Genomic DNA, 16,970 nt, shown 5'->3' on the forward strand with positions numbered 1-16,970 from the left:
TTAACAATCTAATAATGTAGCAGTGTAACAATTATTGGTAAACTGGTATATTGTCAGATTAATCAAGGTTTGTTTTTATTTAAACTTGTACTTAATATTTTATAAATAATTTTTCCTAATTTTGGTTTCTTCCAATTCTTTGGCTGAAATTTTTATCTTATTGATAAAATCATTTTTACTGTGAGGGTTTTGCGCTTCAAATGCATTGGCTCCAATGCTTGTTCCACAACGTAATAATTGTTTAGCAATAACAAATTTCCTTTTTTCTTCTAACAATTCACAATATTCAATAATATCTAAGGAAAACTGAACCGTTTTCTGAATCAATGGATTATTCTCGAAATTTATCATTTGTGTTTAAAAATATTTTATTTCATCATTGTTAAATTGCTATACTGATACATTGTTACATTGAGCCTACAGCTCAGTTACTTTTTTTCCAATTTTGTAAACGGTTCCGACAAATTTTGCGATCAGTTCATTGTTTTGATTCGTGATCTTTATATCGTAAACAGCTGTTTTTCTGGTATCATTCACCAGAATGCTTTCTGCTCTGAAAACATCACCTTCTTTTCCGGCTTTGGTAAAATTGATGATGCAATTCAGGGCGACGGCCGCATCTCCTGTGCTGTTCGATGAAAATGCCAGTGCAGAATCTGCAAAAGCAAACGTAACGCCTCCATGAACGGTTTTCAACCCATTGATCATCTCTTTTTTGATGGGCATTTCTATTAAGCAATAGTTTTCTTTGACTTCGATCATTCTGATATTCATCCACTGGGAAAAACAATCCTGATCAAACATATAATCTGCAACTTGTCTCGGCGTCATTTCTTTTAATTTAACAGTGTATCAATGTAACAGTTTACCAATAGAAATTTTTCAGTAATCCCAGAATGTTCAAGGATTGTTACATTGTTAGATTTATATATTGTTACATTTTCCTCAATAAAGGGCTCTGTCTGTATCTTTCTTCCTGATATTCTTCATAAAGATTTTGCAGGGTTTCGGATATTTTTGAATAGCCGATTTCTTTTCCCCATGCCAATAATCCTTTTGGATAATTGACTCCTTTCTGCATCGCCAGCTCGATATCTTCATCGTTGGCAATTCCTAATCTTTTGGCTTCTATCGCTTCATTGATCAGCATTGAAATAATTCTTAAAAATATTTGCTGATACAATGCATCATCTTTTTGAGCAACCAGTTTTTCTGCACCTTCTGCATAGTCATAGAACCCTTTTCCTGTTTTTCTGCCGTGAAGCTTGGCCTCGGCCATTCTTTGCTGAAGCAGAGAAGGTTTGTACTTCGGGTCGTAGAAATAATCTTTGTAAACAGTTGTTGTTACTGCAAAATTCACATCAACACCGATTAAATCCATCAGTTCGAAAGGTCCCATTTTAAAGTTTCCAAGTGTTCTCATGGCTTCGTCTACCTGTTCCGGTGTTGCTATGTTTTCTTCAACAATCCTTAATCCTTCGCCATAGTAAGGGCGGGCGATTCTGTTGACGATAAATCCGGGAATATCTTTAGCAATCACAGGAGTTTTCCCCCATTCTTTCATGAGGTTATAGATTTTTTCCGGTAATGATTTTTCTGTTAATAAAGAAGGAATCACCTCAACCAAAGGCATCAATGGCGCCGGGTTGAAAAAGTGAATTCCGATGAAACGCTCAGGTTTCTTTAATTCTGCACCGAGAGAGGTGATGGAAATGGATGATGTGTTGGAACCGATAATACAGTCTTCGGAAACATAAGTTTCCAGCTCGGTAAATACTTTGGTCTTTATGTCTTTGTTTTCGATGATGGCTTCAATTACCAGATCGGAATCTTTCAGATCCTGTAAAGCTTCACCTTTAACGATATTATTTCTGATTTCTGTGGCTTTTTCCTGAGAAATTTTAGTTTTATCCACTAATTTCTGAAGTGTTTTCTCTAAGCCTGATAATGCCTTATCAATCTGCGGAGCATTGGCATCGAATAAAATGACTTTGCATCCCGCTGTTGCAGCTACCTGAGCAATTCCTACACCCATGGTTCCTGCTCCAATAATTCCTATATTCATTTTTATTTGTACAATGTATTATGTAAAAAGTATTCATGTAAAAGCAACAGAATAAAATACAATTCTCTTTAAATATAGATTTGCATTAAAATCATGAATACTTTTTACATGAATACATTAATACGAATCTATTTCCCTTTATAATCAGGTTTTCTTTTCTGTAAAAAGGCATTTACACCTTCAATGAAGTCTTCTGTCTGGGCAGCTTCCTGTTGTAAATCGCCTTCAAGCTCAAGTTGCTCTTTTAACGTGTTGTTGTAAGACTGGGCAAAGGCTTTTTTAGTTAATTTAATTGCAGCAGTCGGCATATTTGACATTTTCTCGAGGATCTCCATAGATTTCGGAGCAAATTCTTCTTCAGTGAAAACCTCAGCTACCAAACCATAAGCTTTAGATTCTTCAGCTGATAATCTTTTGCCTGTAAAGGCTAAATAATTGGCTAACTGCCTTCCTAATAATTTTGGCAAGAAATATGTTCCTCCCGTGTCAGGAATCAGTCCGATATTTGAAAATGCCTGAGCGAAATAGGATTTATCTACTGCTAAAACAAAATCACAGATCAGGGCCAGCATAGCACCTGCTCCTACTGCAGGACCATTTACCAATGCAACAACAGGTTTTTTACAACGCGTGATCTCTGTAACCAGAGGATTGTAGTAATCCACTACAATTTTTCTGATGATATCGTTATCGTGGTGTTCGTTGCCCTGTACGAAGGCATCATCCAGATTCTGACCGGAGCAGAAAGCTCTTCCTCTTCCTGAAATCGCCACACACCTTACTGTTGGGTCTTCGCTGCATTCTTTAACGAAATCTTTAAGATCTGATAAAGACGGCTTTGTAAGTGCGTTCATCGTTTCAGGCTGATTGAGGTAAGCAATTTTCAGTTTTCCGTCAAAATGCGTTTCAATATCAAGTTGTGTATACATGGTTTAAATTTAAATTAAATGATTAAAGAATTTGAAAAATTACACTGCTCTAATTTAACAATATAAAATAATGTGGCAATCGATCAAATGTAACAATCTAACAGTTTAACAATGCTGCAAATAAATCTAGCAATGTAGCAGTTTACCAATGTGACAATTCTTCTTACATTGGTAAACTGCTACATTAATTCATTGGTACATTAATTAGTGGCATTTAAAATAATCAAACGGTTCCAGACAGTCTAAGCATTGATAAGAAGCCTTACACAATGTAGATCCGAATCTGCTGATCTGTTTTGAATTCATAGAACCACAACGGGGACATTTTTTCGGTTTCCCGATGTGATGTTCGTCTGCTCCTTTTTCGGGAGGTGTGATTCCATATGCTCTAAGTTTTTCTCTCGCTTCATCCGTTAACCAGTCTGTTGTCCATATCGGAAACATTTTGGTTACCACTTTGGCATCCCAGCCGTTTTCCTTCATGATCTTCATGATATCTTCCTCAATCGTGAACATGGCAGGACAGGCAGAATAAGTAGGGGTAATGGTTACTTCGCAGGTATTCTCACCCGTAATTTTTGCCTCTCTTACAATACCTAATTCCACGACATTGATCACCGGAATTTCGGGATCGGGAACTAATTCTAATATTTTTAAAGGATCTTTCATTTTAAAAATGCACCAATTTATCAATCTAACAGTCTAGCAATTAATTGTTACATTGGTAAACTGCTACATTGTTACATTCAAATATTTACCACGTACACCCCGGATAAGCTCTCTGCATATACTGAAGCTCACAAAGGATAAATCCGAAGTATTCTGTATGATAACCTGTTCTTGATTTAGGCTGCATGAACGGATTTGCAGGATATTCCAATCCATATTCTGCAAAATCTTTTTCGGTGATGGCTACAAAGTCTTTATATAGTTCGTCTCCATCCGGAGCGATATTTAAAGCAATCAGATCATCTTCTCCTTCCACTTTTGCAAATAAACCTTTTGTGTATTCCCAGATATTTTCAATGGCTTTTATCAAGCGTTCACGGCTTTCTTCTGTCCCCTGAGCAAAGATTTTCATCCAGGAAGAAGCATGAGTGTAATGATATCTCACTTCTTTTAATGATTTCTGAGCCAATGCAGAAAGTTCTTCATCTGCAGAATTTGTCAATGCCTCATACATCAGTTTCTGATACACTGAGAAAACATATACTTTAAGAATCGTCTGCGCGTAGTCTTCATTAGGAAGTTCAACCCAATGTGCGTTTACATATTCGTGCTCGTATCTTAAGAAGGCCAAATCATCTTCGCTTTTACCGTTATCAATAACTCTTGATGCATACACATAAAAGTTATTGGCCTGGCCAAGTTCGTCTAAAGCAATATTTGTCAATGCAATATCTTCCTCCAGATAAGGACCTTCACCGCACCATGCAGACAGTCTTTGTCCCATAATGAAGCTGTCATCAGCAAACTTTAATAAATAATTATATAATGAATTCATTGTTTTATAGATTTCAGATTTCAGACATTAGATTTCAGATGAGACAGTAAGTCTGGTGTCTGATATCTAGCATCTTGAAGTCTATATTAATTACATATTTTTTACATCATTAGGAATATCGTAGAACGTTGGATGACGGTATAATTTGTCATCTGCCGGATCAAAGAAAGCTTCCTTGTCTACTCCTTCTGAAGTCACAATATATTTACTTGGAACTACCCAAACAGATGTTCCTTCTTTTCTTCTGGTGTACACGTCTCTTGCGTTCTGCAAAGCCATTTCTGCTGTGGGTGCCTGTACTACTCCCGCGTGTTTGTGAGATAATCCCGGTTTAGTCTGAATAAACACTTCCCACATATCTAAATTTGCCATAGTCAAATTATAAATTTAACAATGTGTCAATATAACAGTTTACCAATGAGATGCTTCGACAAGCTCAGCATAACAATGATTGTTACATTTTTACATTGGTATATTGTTACATTATTATATTACTTCTTTTTGTTGTTTCTCTGCAAAAGCTATTGCCGCTTCTTTTACCCAAGAATTCTCTCTTTGAGCTTTTCTTTTGGTTTCGATACGCTTCTTGTTGCAAGGTCCGTTTCCTTTTAAGATTTCCATGAATTCATCCCATGGAAGCTCTCCGAAATCATAATGCTGTCTTTCTTCATTCCATTTCAGGGCTTTATCCGGGACGGTTAATCCTAAAAATTCAGCCTGAGAAACAGTAACGTCGATAAATCTCTGACGAAGACTGTCGTTACTTTCTCTTTTTACTCTGTAATTCATAGAGATTTTAGAGTTAGGCGAGCTGTCGTCATTCGGACCAAACATCATTAAAGCCGGCCACCAGAAACGGTTTAACGAAGCCTGAGCCATTTCTTTCTGTTGTTTAGTTCCGCGGCAAAGTGCCATCAGAATCTCGTAACCCTGTCTTTGGTGAAAAGACTCTTCTTTACAGATTTTCACCATCGCTCTTGAATAAGGGCCGTAAGAATTCCCCATCAGCATCACCTGATTCATAATGGCTGCACCATCTACCAGCCAACCGATCGCACCGATATCAGCCCAGCTCAATGTAGGGTAGTTGAAAATACTTGAGTATTTCGCCTTACCTTCCAGCATATCTTCGTAAGTGGCATCTCTGTCCGCTCTGATGGTTCCGTTTCCTAAAGTTTCAGTTGCAGAATAAAGGTATAAACCGTGACCTGCTTCATCCTGAACTTTAGCTAAAAGAGCCATTTTTCGCCTCAATGAAGGCGCTCTTGAGATCCAGTTGGCTTCCGGCAGCATTCCGACAATCTCGGAATGGGCATGCTGTGAAATCTGACGAACCAATAGTTTTCTGTAATCATCGGGCATTACATCTTTTGGCTCTACTTTATTTTCTTCGTGAACGTATTGAACAAATTTTTCTAAGTCCATAATTTTCAATTTAGCAATGTATCTGTTTAATAATGTACTAATGATTGTTACACTGGTAAATTATTACATTGGTACATTAATTTTTACACATCATAATTAAGCATCACCACATTCGTTGTCGGGTGACATTGACACGTCAGAACATAGCCTCTGGCTACTTCATCTTCGGTAAGCGCGAAATTCTTCTCCATGAAAACTTCTCCTTCCAGAACCTGCGCTTTACACGTACAACAAACTCCGCCTTTACATGCAAAAGGTACCGGAAGATTGTCTTTCAATGCTTTATCTAAGATACTCTCTTTTTTAGAATTAAGATGGAACGAATATTCATCATCATCAATGATTACCGTGACCATACTTTCTATATTGGCAATAGCCTTGAATTCATCACTCATTTCCTCAGAATTTTCATCATCAGGAGCAGTGAAGTATTCGAATAAAACCTGAATGGCCGGTACTTTTTTATCTTTCTTCAAATAATCGGAAATCCCTTTGATCATTTCGGCAGGTCCGCAGATGAAATAAGTGGATTCTTTTACATCAATATCTGTATATCTTTCAAATAACTGCTCTAATTTCTCAGCAGAGATTCGTCCTTCGAATACAGGGTCTTCATGTTTTTCACGGCTTACCAGATAGATCACCTTCAGTCTTCCATTGAAACGCTCTACCAGTTTATCAATCTCAGCTCTTTTCATTACATGATTCATGCTTTTGTTGCTGTAGAAAAGATAGGCACAGCTGTTTGGTTCCTGATAAAGGCTTTCCTTAATATTGGATAAAACAGGACTGATACCGCTTCCTGCCGCTAAACCTACATAGGTTTTCACATTGGTAGGATGATAAGAAGTATTGAAACCACCCATTGGAGGCATTACTTCCAACACTTCATCCATATGAAGATGCTCATTGAAATATCCTGAAACCTTTCCGCCATCCAAAAGCTTTACCAGCACTTCCAGTGTATTGCTTTTTTCGCTTGGAGCGTTGCAGATAGAATAAGAACGTCTTTCTTCATTCCCGTTGATCATCATACGGAAATTAAGATACTGCCCCTGCTTGAACCTGAATTTATCCTTCAGCTCTTCAGGAACTTCTACTGCTACGTTTACCGCATCAGGAGTATCTTTCTGAACCTTTACCGTTTTAAGTTTATAAAATGAATTCATTATTTTTTTAGTATTCTATTAATTTTTCCACCTTCGCACTTTGGCAGGCTGTCCTGGGCATGAATCTTTACTTTTGTGGTAATTCCTACCCTCTTTTTTATTTCGTTTTCTATGTTTTTTCCAAAGCTGCCGACAAAATTAAAATAATCATCAGTATCAGCATATATTTTCTGAGCTTTTACCAGTTCATTATCAATTTCCACATCAATATCCAGTGCTACGCACATCTGCTCTTTTTCAATTGGGGTAAGATAATAGTTCGGAACCACTCCTTTTACGTGTGAAAATGCTTCTTCGATCTGGCTTGGATACACATTCACGCCTCTTACGATCAGCATATCGTCTGCTCTTCCTTTGATGGGTCTCATTTTCACCATGGTTCTTTTCGCATTCTCATCATAATACAAACTTGTGATATCATTCGTCCAGTAACGTAAAAGCGGCATTGCTTTTTTCGTTAAAGTGGTAATCACCAAAACGCCTTCTTCTCCAAACGGAACCGGCTGTTTCGTCAACGGATCTAAAATTTCAGGATAAAAATGATCTTCCCAGATGTAAGATCCTCCTTTTTCTTCAAAATCTTCCATGGATACTCCCGGGCCGATGATTTCACTTAATCCATAGATATTCGTTGCATGAAGACCCAGTCTTTCCTCGATATGACTTCTGATAATTTCCGTCCATGGCTCTGAACCTAAAACAGCATATTTCAAACTAATCTGATCTGCCGTAATTCCTCTGTTGGCAAATTCATCAGCAATAGTCAATGCATAAGACGGTGAGCAACAAATTACTTCTGGTTTAAAATCGATAATCAGATCAACCTGTCTGGCTGTCATTCCTCCCGAAATCGGAAGAACACTCATTCCTAATTTTTCTGCTCCGTAATGAAGTCCTAATCCACCGGTAAAAATTCCGTACCCGTAAGCATTGTGTAATTGCATTCCCGGTCTTGCACCCGCTGCATATAATGATCTGGCGACTACTTCACTGAAAAGGTCCACATCTTCTTTCGTGTAACCCACTACTGTAGGTTTCCCCGTAGTTCCGCTGGAACAGTGAATTCTCTGCAGCTCATTTTTGGGAACAGTAAAAAGTCCGAACGGGTAATTGTCCCTTAAATCCTGTTTATAAGTTATAGGAAGTTTCGTGATATCTTCAATCGATCTTATATCCTGTGGAGATATTCCTGATTCATTAAATTTCCCTCTATAAAATTCTGATCTCTCTCCAAGATAGCCGACCAAATCTGTCAACCGGTCAGACTGAAGCTGTCTCAACTGGTCAAGCTTTACATATTCAACTGAAAAATCCATATCCTACTAACTAACATTTGTTAGGTGTAAATTTAAAAATAATTTCTCTGCTGGCCAAATTTTTATGATTTTTGTCACATTTTGAATGATTCTAAATAATCAGTTCCTTTAAGTAAAAATATTATTTCTGATTACCTAGTAGCCCATACAGAAGCTTAGCTCTTATTTCATCGGTAATTTCAGAAGTAGATTCCGTATTTCTTTTGAACCAGAAATAAGAATTATTGAGTGTGTGCAGAATGAATCTTGTCGTAAAAGTCGGTGATTTCAGCTCCCAGTTTTCTGCTTTGTAAATTTCAGAGATTAACTGCTCTACTTCTTCCTGATATTTTTTCCTCAACTCTACAAATTCGGGAAGCCTTTCTTGAAGGTGTCTCCACTCATTGGAATAGATATGGGTAACATCCCGGTTTTGAAGAACGACGGATAAATGTTTATCCAAAAATAAATTGAGTTTATCTTTCGGGGCAATATCTGTATTTTTTACTTCCTGGAGTTCATCAAAAAATTCCTGTGCAATGCCAAAGCATATCCATTCAAGAATTTCTTCTTTTGAACGGATATGAGCATAGAGTGACGCTGCTTTTATATTAAGCTTTGTAGCCAGGTCTCTCACCGAGCTGCCCATATATCCTTTCTCTTTGAAAAGCTCTACTGCTACGTCTAAAATTTTCTTTTGTTTTTCTTTAAGCTCCATCTGGTAAAATGCAAAAGTAATTATTCTGAGATTAATACGTTAATTTAACACTATGATTTTAAACACAGAAGCGGGAGTTTTTTTTAACAACTCCACCACATCTGAGATTTGCTACCCTTCCAACGGAGGGGAATTTCAGGTTAAGTTTATAAAAAAAGCCTTTAAATACTAAAATTCCTCCTCCTTTCCATTTCCATTTTTTCCGGAACCTGACGGTTTTTCCATTATATCAAAGCAAACTTAAAGGAATCGGAAATTTTGTCAAGTTAATTTAACGTTAAAAATAGATAATCCGGAAATTTTGTCCATATTTTTTGTAAATTTAATAATTGAACAGTTTTTGCGGTAAGGTAATCGATTAAATGATTAAATAACTTGATGGCATTAAGAAACCGGGCCTTAAAATTTGGTTTCTTGGTGTCTTTTTAAAAACTCAACCAAAACAAATTATTACCAAAAACATAAAAAATATGAACTTAAACCAATATACTGTAAAATCGCAAGAAGCCATCCAGACAGCACAGCAGACTGCTATGGAATTTGGTAATCAGAGCATTGAACCGCAACATATACTTGAAGGTATTTTTCAGGTAGATGAAAACATATCACCTTTCTTATTAAAAAAATCTGAAGCAGACGCTGCTTTGGTAAGAGAACGTAACCGTGAGAGTATTGAGAAACTTCCAAAAGTTCAAGGTGGAAACATTTATCTTTCACAATCCGCCAACAAAGTTTTACTGGATGCCCCTAATATCGCAAAAAAAATGGGGGACGAATATGTCACAATAGAGCATCTGTGGCTTTCATTACTGGAAACCAGTTCTGAAGTATCCAAAATGCTTAAAGACATGGGTGTTACCAAAAGCCTGTTGGAAGGTGCTATTAAAGAACTAAGAAAAGGAAGCAAGGCTACTTCTGCCAGTTCAGAAGAAACTTACCAATCCTTAAATAAATATGCTAAAAACTTCAACGAATTAGCTGCGGAAGGAAAGCTGGACCCAGTAATCGGGCGTGACGAGGAGATCAGGAGAGTGCTTCAGATCCTTTCGAGAAGAACCAAAAATAATCCAATCCTTATCGGGGAACCGGGGGTAGGTAAAACAGCTATTGCTGAAGGAATCGCACACCGTATTATTTCAGGGGACATTCCTGAAAACCTGATGGACAAAACGCTATATTCACTGGATATGGGCGCCTTAATTGCCGGTGCTAAATACAAAGGAGAGTTTGAGGAGCGTCTTAAATCCGTAGTGAATGAAGTGATTAAATCTGAAGGACAGATCATTCTTTTCATTGATGAGATTCATACTCTGGTGGGAGCCGGAGGCGGTGAAGGAGCAATGGATGCAGCCAATATCCTGAAACCTGCTTTAGCAAGAGGAGAATTAAGAGCAATCGGTGCTACAACTTTAAATGAATATCAGAAGTATTTTGAGAAAGATAAAGCACTAGAAAGGCGTTTCCAGAAAGTGATGGTGGAAGAACCGGATACGGAATCTGCTATTTCTATTCTCCGTGGTATTAAAGATAAATATGAAGCACACCATAAAGTAAGGATCAAAGATGAGGCAATCATTGCTGCAGTGGAAATGTCTCAGAGATATATTTCAGATCGTTTTTTACCGGATAAAGCGATTGACCTTATCGATGAAGCTTCGGCTAAATTGAGAATGGAAATCAATTCAAAGCCTGAAGAACTGGATGTTTTAGACAGAAAATTAATGCAGCTGGAAATCGAGCTGGCCGCTATTTCAAGGGAGGGTAACCAAACAAAAATTGATCATTTAAAGGAAGATATTTCAAAAATTTCTGAGGAAAGAAATGAGATCAATGCCAAATGGCTGAAAGAAAAACAGAAATCTGAGGATTTAACACAGATTAAAAAAGATATTGAGTCTCTGAAGCTGGAAGCGGAAAAAGCTTCAAGAGCTGGAGATTATGCGAAGGTAGCAGAAATCCAGTATGGGAAAATCAAGGAAAAAGAAGATGCTCTGCAGAAACTTGAACTGGAAATGCAAAACCATCAGAATGAATTAATTAAAGAGGAAGTTACATCTGAGAACATTTCTGAAGTGATTGCAAAATGGACGGGAATTCCTGTTACCAAGCTTCTACAGTCTGAAAGAGAAAAGCTTCTGAATCTTGAAACTGAACTTCACCATCGTGTCGTAGGACAGGATGAAGCTATCGGGGCAGTGGCAGATGCCATCAGAAGAAACAGGGCAGGATTAAGTGATGATAAAAAGCCCATCGGATCCTTTTTATTTTTGGGGACTACGGGTGTCGGTAAAACTGAGCTAGCCAAAGCACTGGCAGAATTCCTGTTTGATGATGAAAATAATATGACAAGGATCGACATGAGTGAATACCAGGAAAGACACAGCGTTTCCAGACTGGTAGGTGCTCCTCCGGGATATGTAGGCTATGATGAAGGCGGACAGCTGACGGAGGCGGTAAGAAGAAGACCGTATTCCGTGGTTCTTCTGGATGAAATTGAAAAAGCACATCCAGATGTTTTCAATACATTGCTGCAAGTATTGGATGACGGACGTCTGACAGATAATAAAGGACGTGTGGTGAACTTTAAGAATTCGATCATTATTATGACTTCTAATTTAGGTTCACATCTGATCCAGGAGAATTTTGAAGATATTACGGAAGAAAACCAGGATGAGATCGTCGACAAGACAAAAGATGAAGTTTTTGACCTCTTGAAACAAACACTGCGTCCGGAATTCCTGAACAGAATAGATGAAGTGGTACTGTTCCAGCCTTTAAATAAAAAAGAAATCGGAAAAATTGTTCAGTACCAGCTGAGAGGCTTCAATGATATGCTAACCAAACGAAATATCATCATGACCGCTACGCAGGATGCAGTAGATTATCTGATGAATAAAGGATATGATCCTTCTTTCGGGGCAAGACCTTTAAAAAGGGTGATCCAGCAGGAAGTATTAAATAAATTATCCAGAGAGATCCTCGCAGGCAAAGTAAACGACGGAGACAGAATCACTTTAGATTATTTTGAAGAGACAGGTTTGGTTTTCAGACCGACAGATCAGTAAGTATTTTTTTTCATATATATTATTTTTGTAAGTAAGTGGTGCAGCCAAATCTGCATCACTTATTTTTTTATTCCTTTTTTATCAAAACTATGTGAAATATCAGTATATTTATGATTCAAAACAAATCACTAACTAAAACAAAATCAGTATGAAAAAGTTAAAAAGAAGTTCATTGAAAACTATTTTAGGGGGAAAAATTGATTGCCGTTGCAATATATTAATTTACCCTGACGGCTCCACCAGCGGAACATGTGCCACGGAAAGATGTTCACAGATCAACATCAATTGCGGACAGGCTGAATGCAGGCCTTCACTTATTGATTAACCCCTAAAGTGAATGGTATGAAAAAGTTAAAAAGAAATGATTTGAAGAGAATCAGTGGTGGCATATCGGCTAGTCTCACAGAATGCGACATTGATATGAACTGCCCTATAGGACTTTGTTGTTCAACAGGATATATCTGCAGGGATCCCAAACGATATCCTTGTATGTAGATTTAATCAGGCCGGAGATTTAACTCCGGCTTTTTTTTGCTTTTAACCATACTTAGTATTTTTCGAGTAATTTAAAAGATATAGTCTATCAATTCACTGTATTAATAAAACAATTAAAATTTTTCAATAAAATAAATAAATTAACGAATAATATAAACTATCAAAAAATATCATTTAAATAATAAAAAGTGTTAAATTTTTAAATAATAGTCAAACAATACATATTTTTTATACATTTGTCATACATTCAAACTACAAAAGATAATTTTATGAAAAAAACAGTATTAGGAGTATTGATTACTCTTTTTGTTTCGTGTGCTAATGAAACAGAAAATCTCAACACTGCAAATGCAAACACTGACCAACCCGCAATGGCGGATAAAGGAGCAATTTGTGGCTCTGATGTTGTGAGGCAAAAATTTCTTTCAGAAAACCCTGATGCCGCTCAGCGTATGTTTAAAATTGAAAACAGTACAGCTGAGTTTATTGAACAAAAAAAGATGGGGAAAGTTCTCGCCGACGGAAGTGTTGAAATTCCTGTAATCTTTAATGTACTTTACACCAATACAACTAATAATATATCAGATGCAAGAATTAATTCGCAGATTGATGTACTGAATACAGCATTCGCTTCAACGCACGCCGATGTTTCTAATATTCCGGCAGCATTTCAAACGCTGAACGCCGGAGATACAAAAATCAAATTCAGACTGGCACAAATCAATAGAAAGTCTACAACCAAATCCAGATGGGCTCCAGACGATAAAATGAAAAAAATAGCGACCGGAGGAGTAGATGCTACTGATCCTGCAAAATATTTAAACATCTGGGTGGTAGACTACATGCCTTACCAATCCGGATACGTATTAGGCTATGCAACTTTCCCTGAATCCGCAGGTCTTTGGAATGATGGTGTAGTAATGATGGATGAATATGTAGGTGCAGGAGGACCGATTGCCACCCACAACAAAGGAAGAGTAACGGTACACGAAGTAGGACATTACCTGAACTTAAGACACATCTGGGGTGATGCTAACTGTGGAAATGATTTCGCAGATGACACTCCACAGCAGATCACGCTTCACAGAGGAGTTCCTTCTTATCCTAAAATGGAAACATGTGGAGGGGTATCCCGCTCTGTAATGTTCATGAATTATATGGATTATTCTGATGAAACCACTTTATTCATGTTTACAAAAAACCAGAACGACAGAATGCAGGCATCCGTTTCAGCTAACGGACCAAGAGCCGGATTGAGAATATTATAGAACACAATCATTATAAATAATGAAGCCCCCAAATCAGTTGGGGGCTTTACTATTTTACAGCTTATACACAATCCGTAAAAACACGGAAAATAAACAGGAAAAAACACATCCGTTTACCTCAAAATTTTTACGAGATTTGCACTACTAACTAACATTCTCTTATAAAACTAACGTTATGAAAATAAAACCTACTTCAGAAACCGGAACACGCGAGACTGGTTCAGGTACAAACACCATTTCTTTGGAACTTGTTCGACAGCTAATAAGCAACTACAGAAACAATCAAATGCAGGCTGTTAACAAAGAATTGGGGATTACTGACTCTCATGCCATATGGTTTGACCTTCCTAAACTGAAAAAGTTTATAGCATGTATAGAAAGTGAAGCAACAAAAGCAAATCCTGATGTTTCTGAAGAGGATTTAGGGATCAGGTTCTATTATGCCTCCTATCCAAAAGCTGAAGACTGGGCCATGATGGAAAACCATCCTGTAGAAAAAGAATATGCAGAAAGACATACCTTAGTAATGGTCCCGACCTTGAAAAAAGCAGATGAAACTGGAGAAATGCTTAACTATGATTTCTGCCCATCAAATTCAGGATCAATATTGGCTATGGGCTCAAAAACCGGAAAGTCAGCTGGTGCTGAAACTCTTGCAGAAAATCACGGGACACTTTCACCACCACACGATACAAAAGTTGAACAATTCCCTTAATTCAATAATTTATTTTATCCCACAACAAACATGACTGATTTTCAGAAGATACTCCAGGAGTCTCTAATCTGGGTAGAAGGCCTTGCTGCCGTAATATCCATTATTTACTATAACCGTGGTAACACAGACAGATATTGGAAATATTTCTCTTTTTATCTTATTCTTATGTTTTTGTGCGAAGTAATGGGTAAATGGGGATATCTGCTTATAGACTATGACAAGCCGAAGTTTTTTAATTATTTTGTGATTCCTATTGAGTTTCTTTTCTTTTACTGGCTCTATGCCGCCAAATCACTGGGAAGGCCAAAACTTTTCTATACCTTATCCCTACTCTATTTACTGTCATTTTTACCAAGCGAAATCTTCTTTACCACGAAAAAAATAATTTTCTCTTTCAACTATACATTTGGATGTCTTATGTTAATGGTGTTGGTGATTATGGAGTATTATAAGCAGATTAACTCATCAGAAATTTTAAATTTCAGCAGAAATAAAATGTTCTATATCAATCTTGGAGTAACCTTATTCTATATTGGAACACTGCCCTTCTGGACATTTTTCAGTCTTCTGGCTAAGTATAAAGAATTGTGGGATATGTATTTTAATTATTTTCTCATAACGGGAATCACAATGTATCTTTTATTTTCAATTTCATTCATATGGGGAAAACGGAGCTCTTAATAACTATTATTTTATTCAACATCTTCTTTGTGTTGTTTGTGGCTGCTGTAATGGTATACATCAGAAAATATAAGCAGCGTAAAAAGGAATACCTGAATGAAATTGAAATAAAAAATGAAATCCACAAGCGAGAAATTTTAGCCACACAGCTTGAGATCCAGCAGGCTACCATGCAACAGATAGGACGTGAGCTTCATGATAATATCGGCCAGAAACTGACGCTGGTAAGCCTCTATACCCAACAGCTACTTTACGAAAACAGGGTTCCTGAAGTAAGTGAAAGAATTGACCAGGTTTCCCAGATCATCAACCAGTCGCTGCAGGATCTTAGAAGCCTTTCAAAAACACTGACAGACGATAATATAAACCAGAAGGAAATCGTAACTTTGATCCAGGAAGAGGTAGACAATACCAATACCTTCAAAAGATGCAATGTGAGTTTTGAACATAACTTTAAGCAGCTTGATCTTGGATTTGTCCACAAAAATGTACTCCTCAGGATCATACAGGAATTTATTCAAAACAGTATTAAACACGCAAACTGTAAAAATATTTTTATCAGCCTGAATACTTCCGAGGAGGCACTCTGGGAGCTTAATCTCAGGGATGATGGAATCGGATTCGACAGCACTAAGATAAAATCCAGCGGTATTGGCTTGACCAATATGAAAAACAGAGCAGCCATTATAGGTGCAGACTTCAGCCTTGAAAGCCAAGAGAATATCGGAACCACACTCAATATTATTTTAAAAAAACAGCCATGAAAAAAACAATAGTAATTGTTGATGACCACGTACTAATTGCCAAAGCACTGGAAGGGATTATTGATAATTTTAACGAATTTGAAGTAATCTATGTTTGTGAAAATGGCAAAGACCTGATTCAAAAGCTTGAAGATAACGGTAAAGTTCCAGACATCATTCTTCTGGATATCAGCATGCCAATTATGGACGGGTTCGAAACCGCTGCATGGCTCACTCAAAATCATCCGGAAATCAAAGTAATGGCCCTGAGCATGCAGGGTGATGACAACAGCGTGATTAAAATGATCAAAAACGGAGCAAAAGGATATTTATTAAAAAACACCCATCCTAAGGATCTGGAAACCGCATTAATAAAATTAAATTCTGACGGTTTTTTCTATCCGGAATGGGCTTCAAAGATTATATTTTCCAATCTTAACAAAGATAAGGAAACAGAAAGTACCGTAAGAATTTCAGATCGCGAAAGAGAATTCCTTAAATACACCGTCACCGAGCTGAGCTATAAGGAAATTGCAGACAGGATGTGTTGCAGCCCAAGAACAGTAGAAAGCTATCGCGACCAGCTATGCGATAAGTTAGACCTGAAAACCCGGGTTGGTCTGGCAGTTTTTGCCATTAAAAATGGTTTTGCAGGTTAATCAAAAAAAAGAAATAAAATTAAAAATATAAATCATTTTTAACAATTCAATAAATATTTTTAATTACAATAATTTCAACCGAAAAATATTTAAATACAAATCATAGAAATGATTAAAATTCAATTAAAATCACCGAAAACCAAACAATAAGCAACAACCATCGGTATTTAATAACAATTATTCAAACATGTGTGAATATTTTTTGCGTATTAATTTTTTATAATATAAATTTGGAACGC

The 16,970-nt window shown here is 37.0% G+C and carries 18 protein-coding genes; 7 read left to right on the forward strand and 11 right to left on the reverse strand.

The features are described from left to right. Window positions 1-99: 99 nt before the first annotated feature. The 11 genes from J2T03_RS10435 to J2T03_RS10485 form a co-directional block, all read right to left on the reverse strand. On the reverse strand, window positions 100-327 hold the full coding sequence (locus tag J2T03_RS10435) for a four helix bundle protein (RefSeq protein WP_307211140.1): 228 nt from the start codon (window positions 325-327) through the stop codon (window positions 100-102). Window positions 328-417: 90 nt separating this feature from the next. Continuing rightward, window positions 418-831 (reverse strand): PaaI family thioesterase, encoded by a 414-nt coding sequence (locus J2T03_RS10440; protein WP_307211142.1) that lies wholly within the window; start codon window positions 829-831, stop codon window positions 418-420. 103 nt (window positions 832-934) lie between these two features. Then, the gene (locus tag J2T03_RS10445; protein ID WP_307211143.1) at window positions 935-2,065 is read right to left on the reverse strand and encodes a 3-hydroxyacyl-CoA dehydrogenase NAD-binding domain-containing protein; all 1,131 of its coding nucleotides are present in this window, start codon (window positions 2,063-2,065) and stop codon (window positions 935-937) included. A 128-nt stretch (window positions 2,066-2,193) separates the two neighbouring features. Next, complete coding sequence (locus tag J2T03_RS10450) at window positions 2,194-2,994, reverse strand: enoyl-CoA hydratase/isomerase family protein (RefSeq protein ID WP_306840329.1); 801 nt, start codon at window positions 2,992-2,994, stop codon at window positions 2,194-2,196. Window positions 2,995-3,198: 204 nt separating this feature from the next. Beyond that, window positions 3,199-3,663 carry a 1,2-phenylacetyl-CoA epoxidase subunit PaaD gene (gene paaD, locus J2T03_RS10455; RefSeq protein ID WP_307211144.1) on the reverse strand — a complete coding sequence of 155 codons (465 nt, stop codon included), beginning with the start codon at window positions 3,661-3,663 and terminating at the stop codon, window positions 3,199-3,201. 85 nt (window positions 3,664-3,748) lie between these two features. Further along, window positions 3,749-4,498 (reverse strand): 1,2-phenylacetyl-CoA epoxidase subunit PaaC, encoded by a 750-nt coding sequence (gene paaC, locus J2T03_RS10460; protein ID WP_307211146.1) that lies wholly within the window; start codon window positions 4,496-4,498, stop codon window positions 3,749-3,751. 90 nt (window positions 4,499-4,588) lie between these two features. Next, a complete protein-coding gene (paaB, locus tag J2T03_RS10465) occupies window positions 4,589-4,870 on the reverse strand; it encodes a 1,2-phenylacetyl-CoA epoxidase subunit PaaB (protein WP_306840332.1) in 282 nt (93 codons plus the stop codon). Between the two features lie 114 nt (window positions 4,871-4,984). Beyond that, window positions 4,985-5,923, reverse strand: coding sequence for a 1,2-phenylacetyl-CoA epoxidase subunit PaaA (gene paaA, locus J2T03_RS10470; RefSeq protein ID WP_307211147.1), 939 nt, complete (start codon window positions 5,921-5,923; stop codon window positions 4,985-4,987). An 83-nt stretch (window positions 5,924-6,006) separates the two neighbouring features. Beyond that, window positions 6,007-7,092, reverse strand: a complete 1,086-nt coding sequence (locus J2T03_RS10475) for a 2Fe-2S iron-sulfur cluster-binding protein (RefSeq protein ID WP_306840334.1) — start codon at window positions 7,090-7,092, stop codon at window positions 6,007-6,009. Next, a complete protein-coding gene (locus J2T03_RS10480) occupies window positions 7,092-8,408 on the reverse strand; it encodes a phenylacetate--CoA ligase family protein (protein ID WP_306840335.1) in 1,317 nt (438 codons plus the stop codon). Before J2T03_RS10480 ends, J2T03_RS10475 begins: the two co-directional genes overlap by 1 nt. Before the next feature lie 121 nt (window positions 8,409-8,529). Then, complete coding sequence (locus tag J2T03_RS10485) at window positions 8,530-9,105, reverse strand: TetR/AcrR family transcriptional regulator (protein WP_306840336.1); 576 nt, start codon at window positions 9,103-9,105, stop codon at window positions 8,530-8,532. 470 nt (window positions 9,106-9,575) lie between these two features. Here J2T03_RS10485 and clpB point away from each other — a divergent pair, with 470 nt between their 5' ends. From clpB to J2T03_RS10520, 7 genes are all read left to right on the forward strand, one after another. Continuing rightward, entirely contained in the window at window positions 9,576-12,170 is a 2,595-nt protein-coding gene (gene clpB, locus J2T03_RS10490) for an ATP-dependent chaperone ClpB (RefSeq protein ID WP_307211149.1), read from the forward strand. A gap of 148 nt (window positions 12,171-12,318) precedes the next feature. Beyond that, the gene (locus J2T03_RS10495) at window positions 12,319-12,495 is read left to right on the forward strand and encodes a hypothetical protein (protein WP_306840338.1); all 177 of its coding nucleotides are present in this window, start codon (window positions 12,319-12,321) and stop codon (window positions 12,493-12,495) included. A 439-nt stretch (window positions 12,496-12,934) separates the two neighbouring features. Then, window positions 12,935-13,933 carry a zinc metalloprotease gene (locus tag J2T03_RS10500; protein ID WP_306840339.1) on the forward strand — a complete coding sequence of 333 codons (999 nt, stop codon included), beginning with the start codon at window positions 12,935-12,937 and terminating at the stop codon, window positions 13,931-13,933. Window positions 13,934-14,108: 175 nt separating this feature from the next. Next, the gene (locus tag J2T03_RS10505) at window positions 14,109-14,648 is read left to right on the forward strand and encodes a hypothetical protein (protein ID WP_307211151.1); all 540 of its coding nucleotides are present in this window, start codon (window positions 14,109-14,111) and stop codon (window positions 14,646-14,648) included. A gap of 30 nt (window positions 14,649-14,678) precedes the next feature. Next, a complete protein-coding gene (locus tag J2T03_RS10510) occupies window positions 14,679-15,329 on the forward strand; it encodes a hypothetical protein (protein ID WP_307211153.1) in 651 nt (216 codons plus the stop codon). Beyond that, entirely contained in the window at window positions 15,308-16,093 is a 786-nt protein-coding gene (locus J2T03_RS10515; RefSeq protein WP_306840342.1) for a sensor histidine kinase, read from the forward strand. Before J2T03_RS10510 ends, J2T03_RS10515 begins: the two co-directional genes overlap by 22 nt. Next, window positions 16,090-16,731: a response regulator transcription factor gene (locus tag J2T03_RS10520; protein WP_306840343.1), complete on the forward strand. Its 642-nt coding sequence runs from the start codon at window positions 16,090-16,092 to the stop codon at window positions 16,729-16,731. The genes J2T03_RS10515 and J2T03_RS10520 overlap by 4 nt, the downstream gene beginning before the upstream one ends. The last annotated feature ends 239 nt before the right edge of the window (window positions 16,732-16,970 follow it).

This window comes from Chryseobacterium lathyri, assembly GCF_030812195.1.
Lineage (GTDB): Bacteria > Bacteroidota > Bacteroidia > Flavobacteriales > Weeksellaceae > Chryseobacterium > Chryseobacterium lathyri_A.

Bases quoted from the DNA above. Each gene is read 5' to 3' on its own strand.
- J2T03_RS10440 (WP_307211142.1), bottom strand. From the start codon at position 831: ATGACGCCGAGACAAGTTGCAGATTATATGTTTGATCAGGATTGTTTT.
- J2T03_RS10445 (WP_307211143.1), bottom strand. From the start codon at position 2,065: ATGAATATAGGAATTATTGGAGCAGGAACCATGGGTGTAGGAATTGCT.
- J2T03_RS10450 (WP_306840329.1), bottom strand. From the start codon at position 2,994: ATGTATACACAACTTGATATTGAAACGCATTTTGACGGAAAACTGAAA.
- paaD (WP_307211144.1), bottom strand. From the start codon at position 3,663: ATGAAAGATCCTTTAAAAATATTAGAATTAGTTCCCGATCCCGAAATT.
- paaC (WP_307211146.1), bottom strand. From the start codon at position 4,498: ATGAATTCATTATATAATTATTTATTAAAGTTTGCTGATGACAGCTTC.
- paaB (WP_306840332.1), bottom strand. From the start codon at position 4,870: ATGGCAAATTTAGATATGTGGGAAGTGTTTATTCAGACTAAACCGGGA.
- paaA (WP_307211147.1), bottom strand. From the start codon at position 5,923: ATGGACTTAGAAAAATTTGTTCAATACGTTCACGAAGAAAATAAAGTA.
- J2T03_RS10475 (WP_306840334.1), bottom strand. From the start codon at position 7,092: ATGAATTCATTTTATAAACTTAAAACGGTAAAGGTTCAGAAAGATACT.
- J2T03_RS10480 (WP_306840335.1), bottom strand. From the start codon at position 8,408: ATGGATTTTTCAGTTGAATATGTAAAGCTTGACCAGTTGAGACAGCTT.
- J2T03_RS10485 (WP_306840336.1), bottom strand. From the start codon at position 9,105: ATGGAGCTTAAAGAAAAACAAAAGAAAATTTTAGACGTAGCAGTAGAG.
- clpB (WP_307211149.1), top strand. From the start codon at position 9,576: ATGAACTTAAACCAATATACTGTAAAATCGCAAGAAGCCATCCAGACA.
- J2T03_RS10495 (WP_306840338.1), top strand. From the start codon at position 12,319: ATGAAAAAGTTAAAAAGAAGTTCATTGAAAACTATTTTAGGGGGAAAA.
- J2T03_RS10500 (WP_306840339.1), top strand. From the start codon at position 12,935: ATGAAAAAAACAGTATTAGGAGTATTGATTACTCTTTTTGTTTCGTGT.
- J2T03_RS10505 (WP_307211151.1), top strand. From the start codon at position 14,109: ATGAAAATAAAACCTACTTCAGAAACCGGAACACGCGAGACTGGTTCA.
- J2T03_RS10510 (WP_307211153.1), top strand. From the start codon at position 14,679: ATGACTGATTTTCAGAAGATACTCCAGGAGTCTCTAATCTGGGTAGAA.
- J2T03_RS10515 (WP_306840342.1), top strand. From the start codon at position 15,308: ATGGGGAAAACGGAGCTCTTAATAACTATTATTTTATTCAACATCTTC.
- J2T03_RS10520 (WP_306840343.1), top strand. From the start codon at position 16,090: ATGAAAAAAACAATAGTAATTGTTGATGACCACGTACTAATTGCCAAA.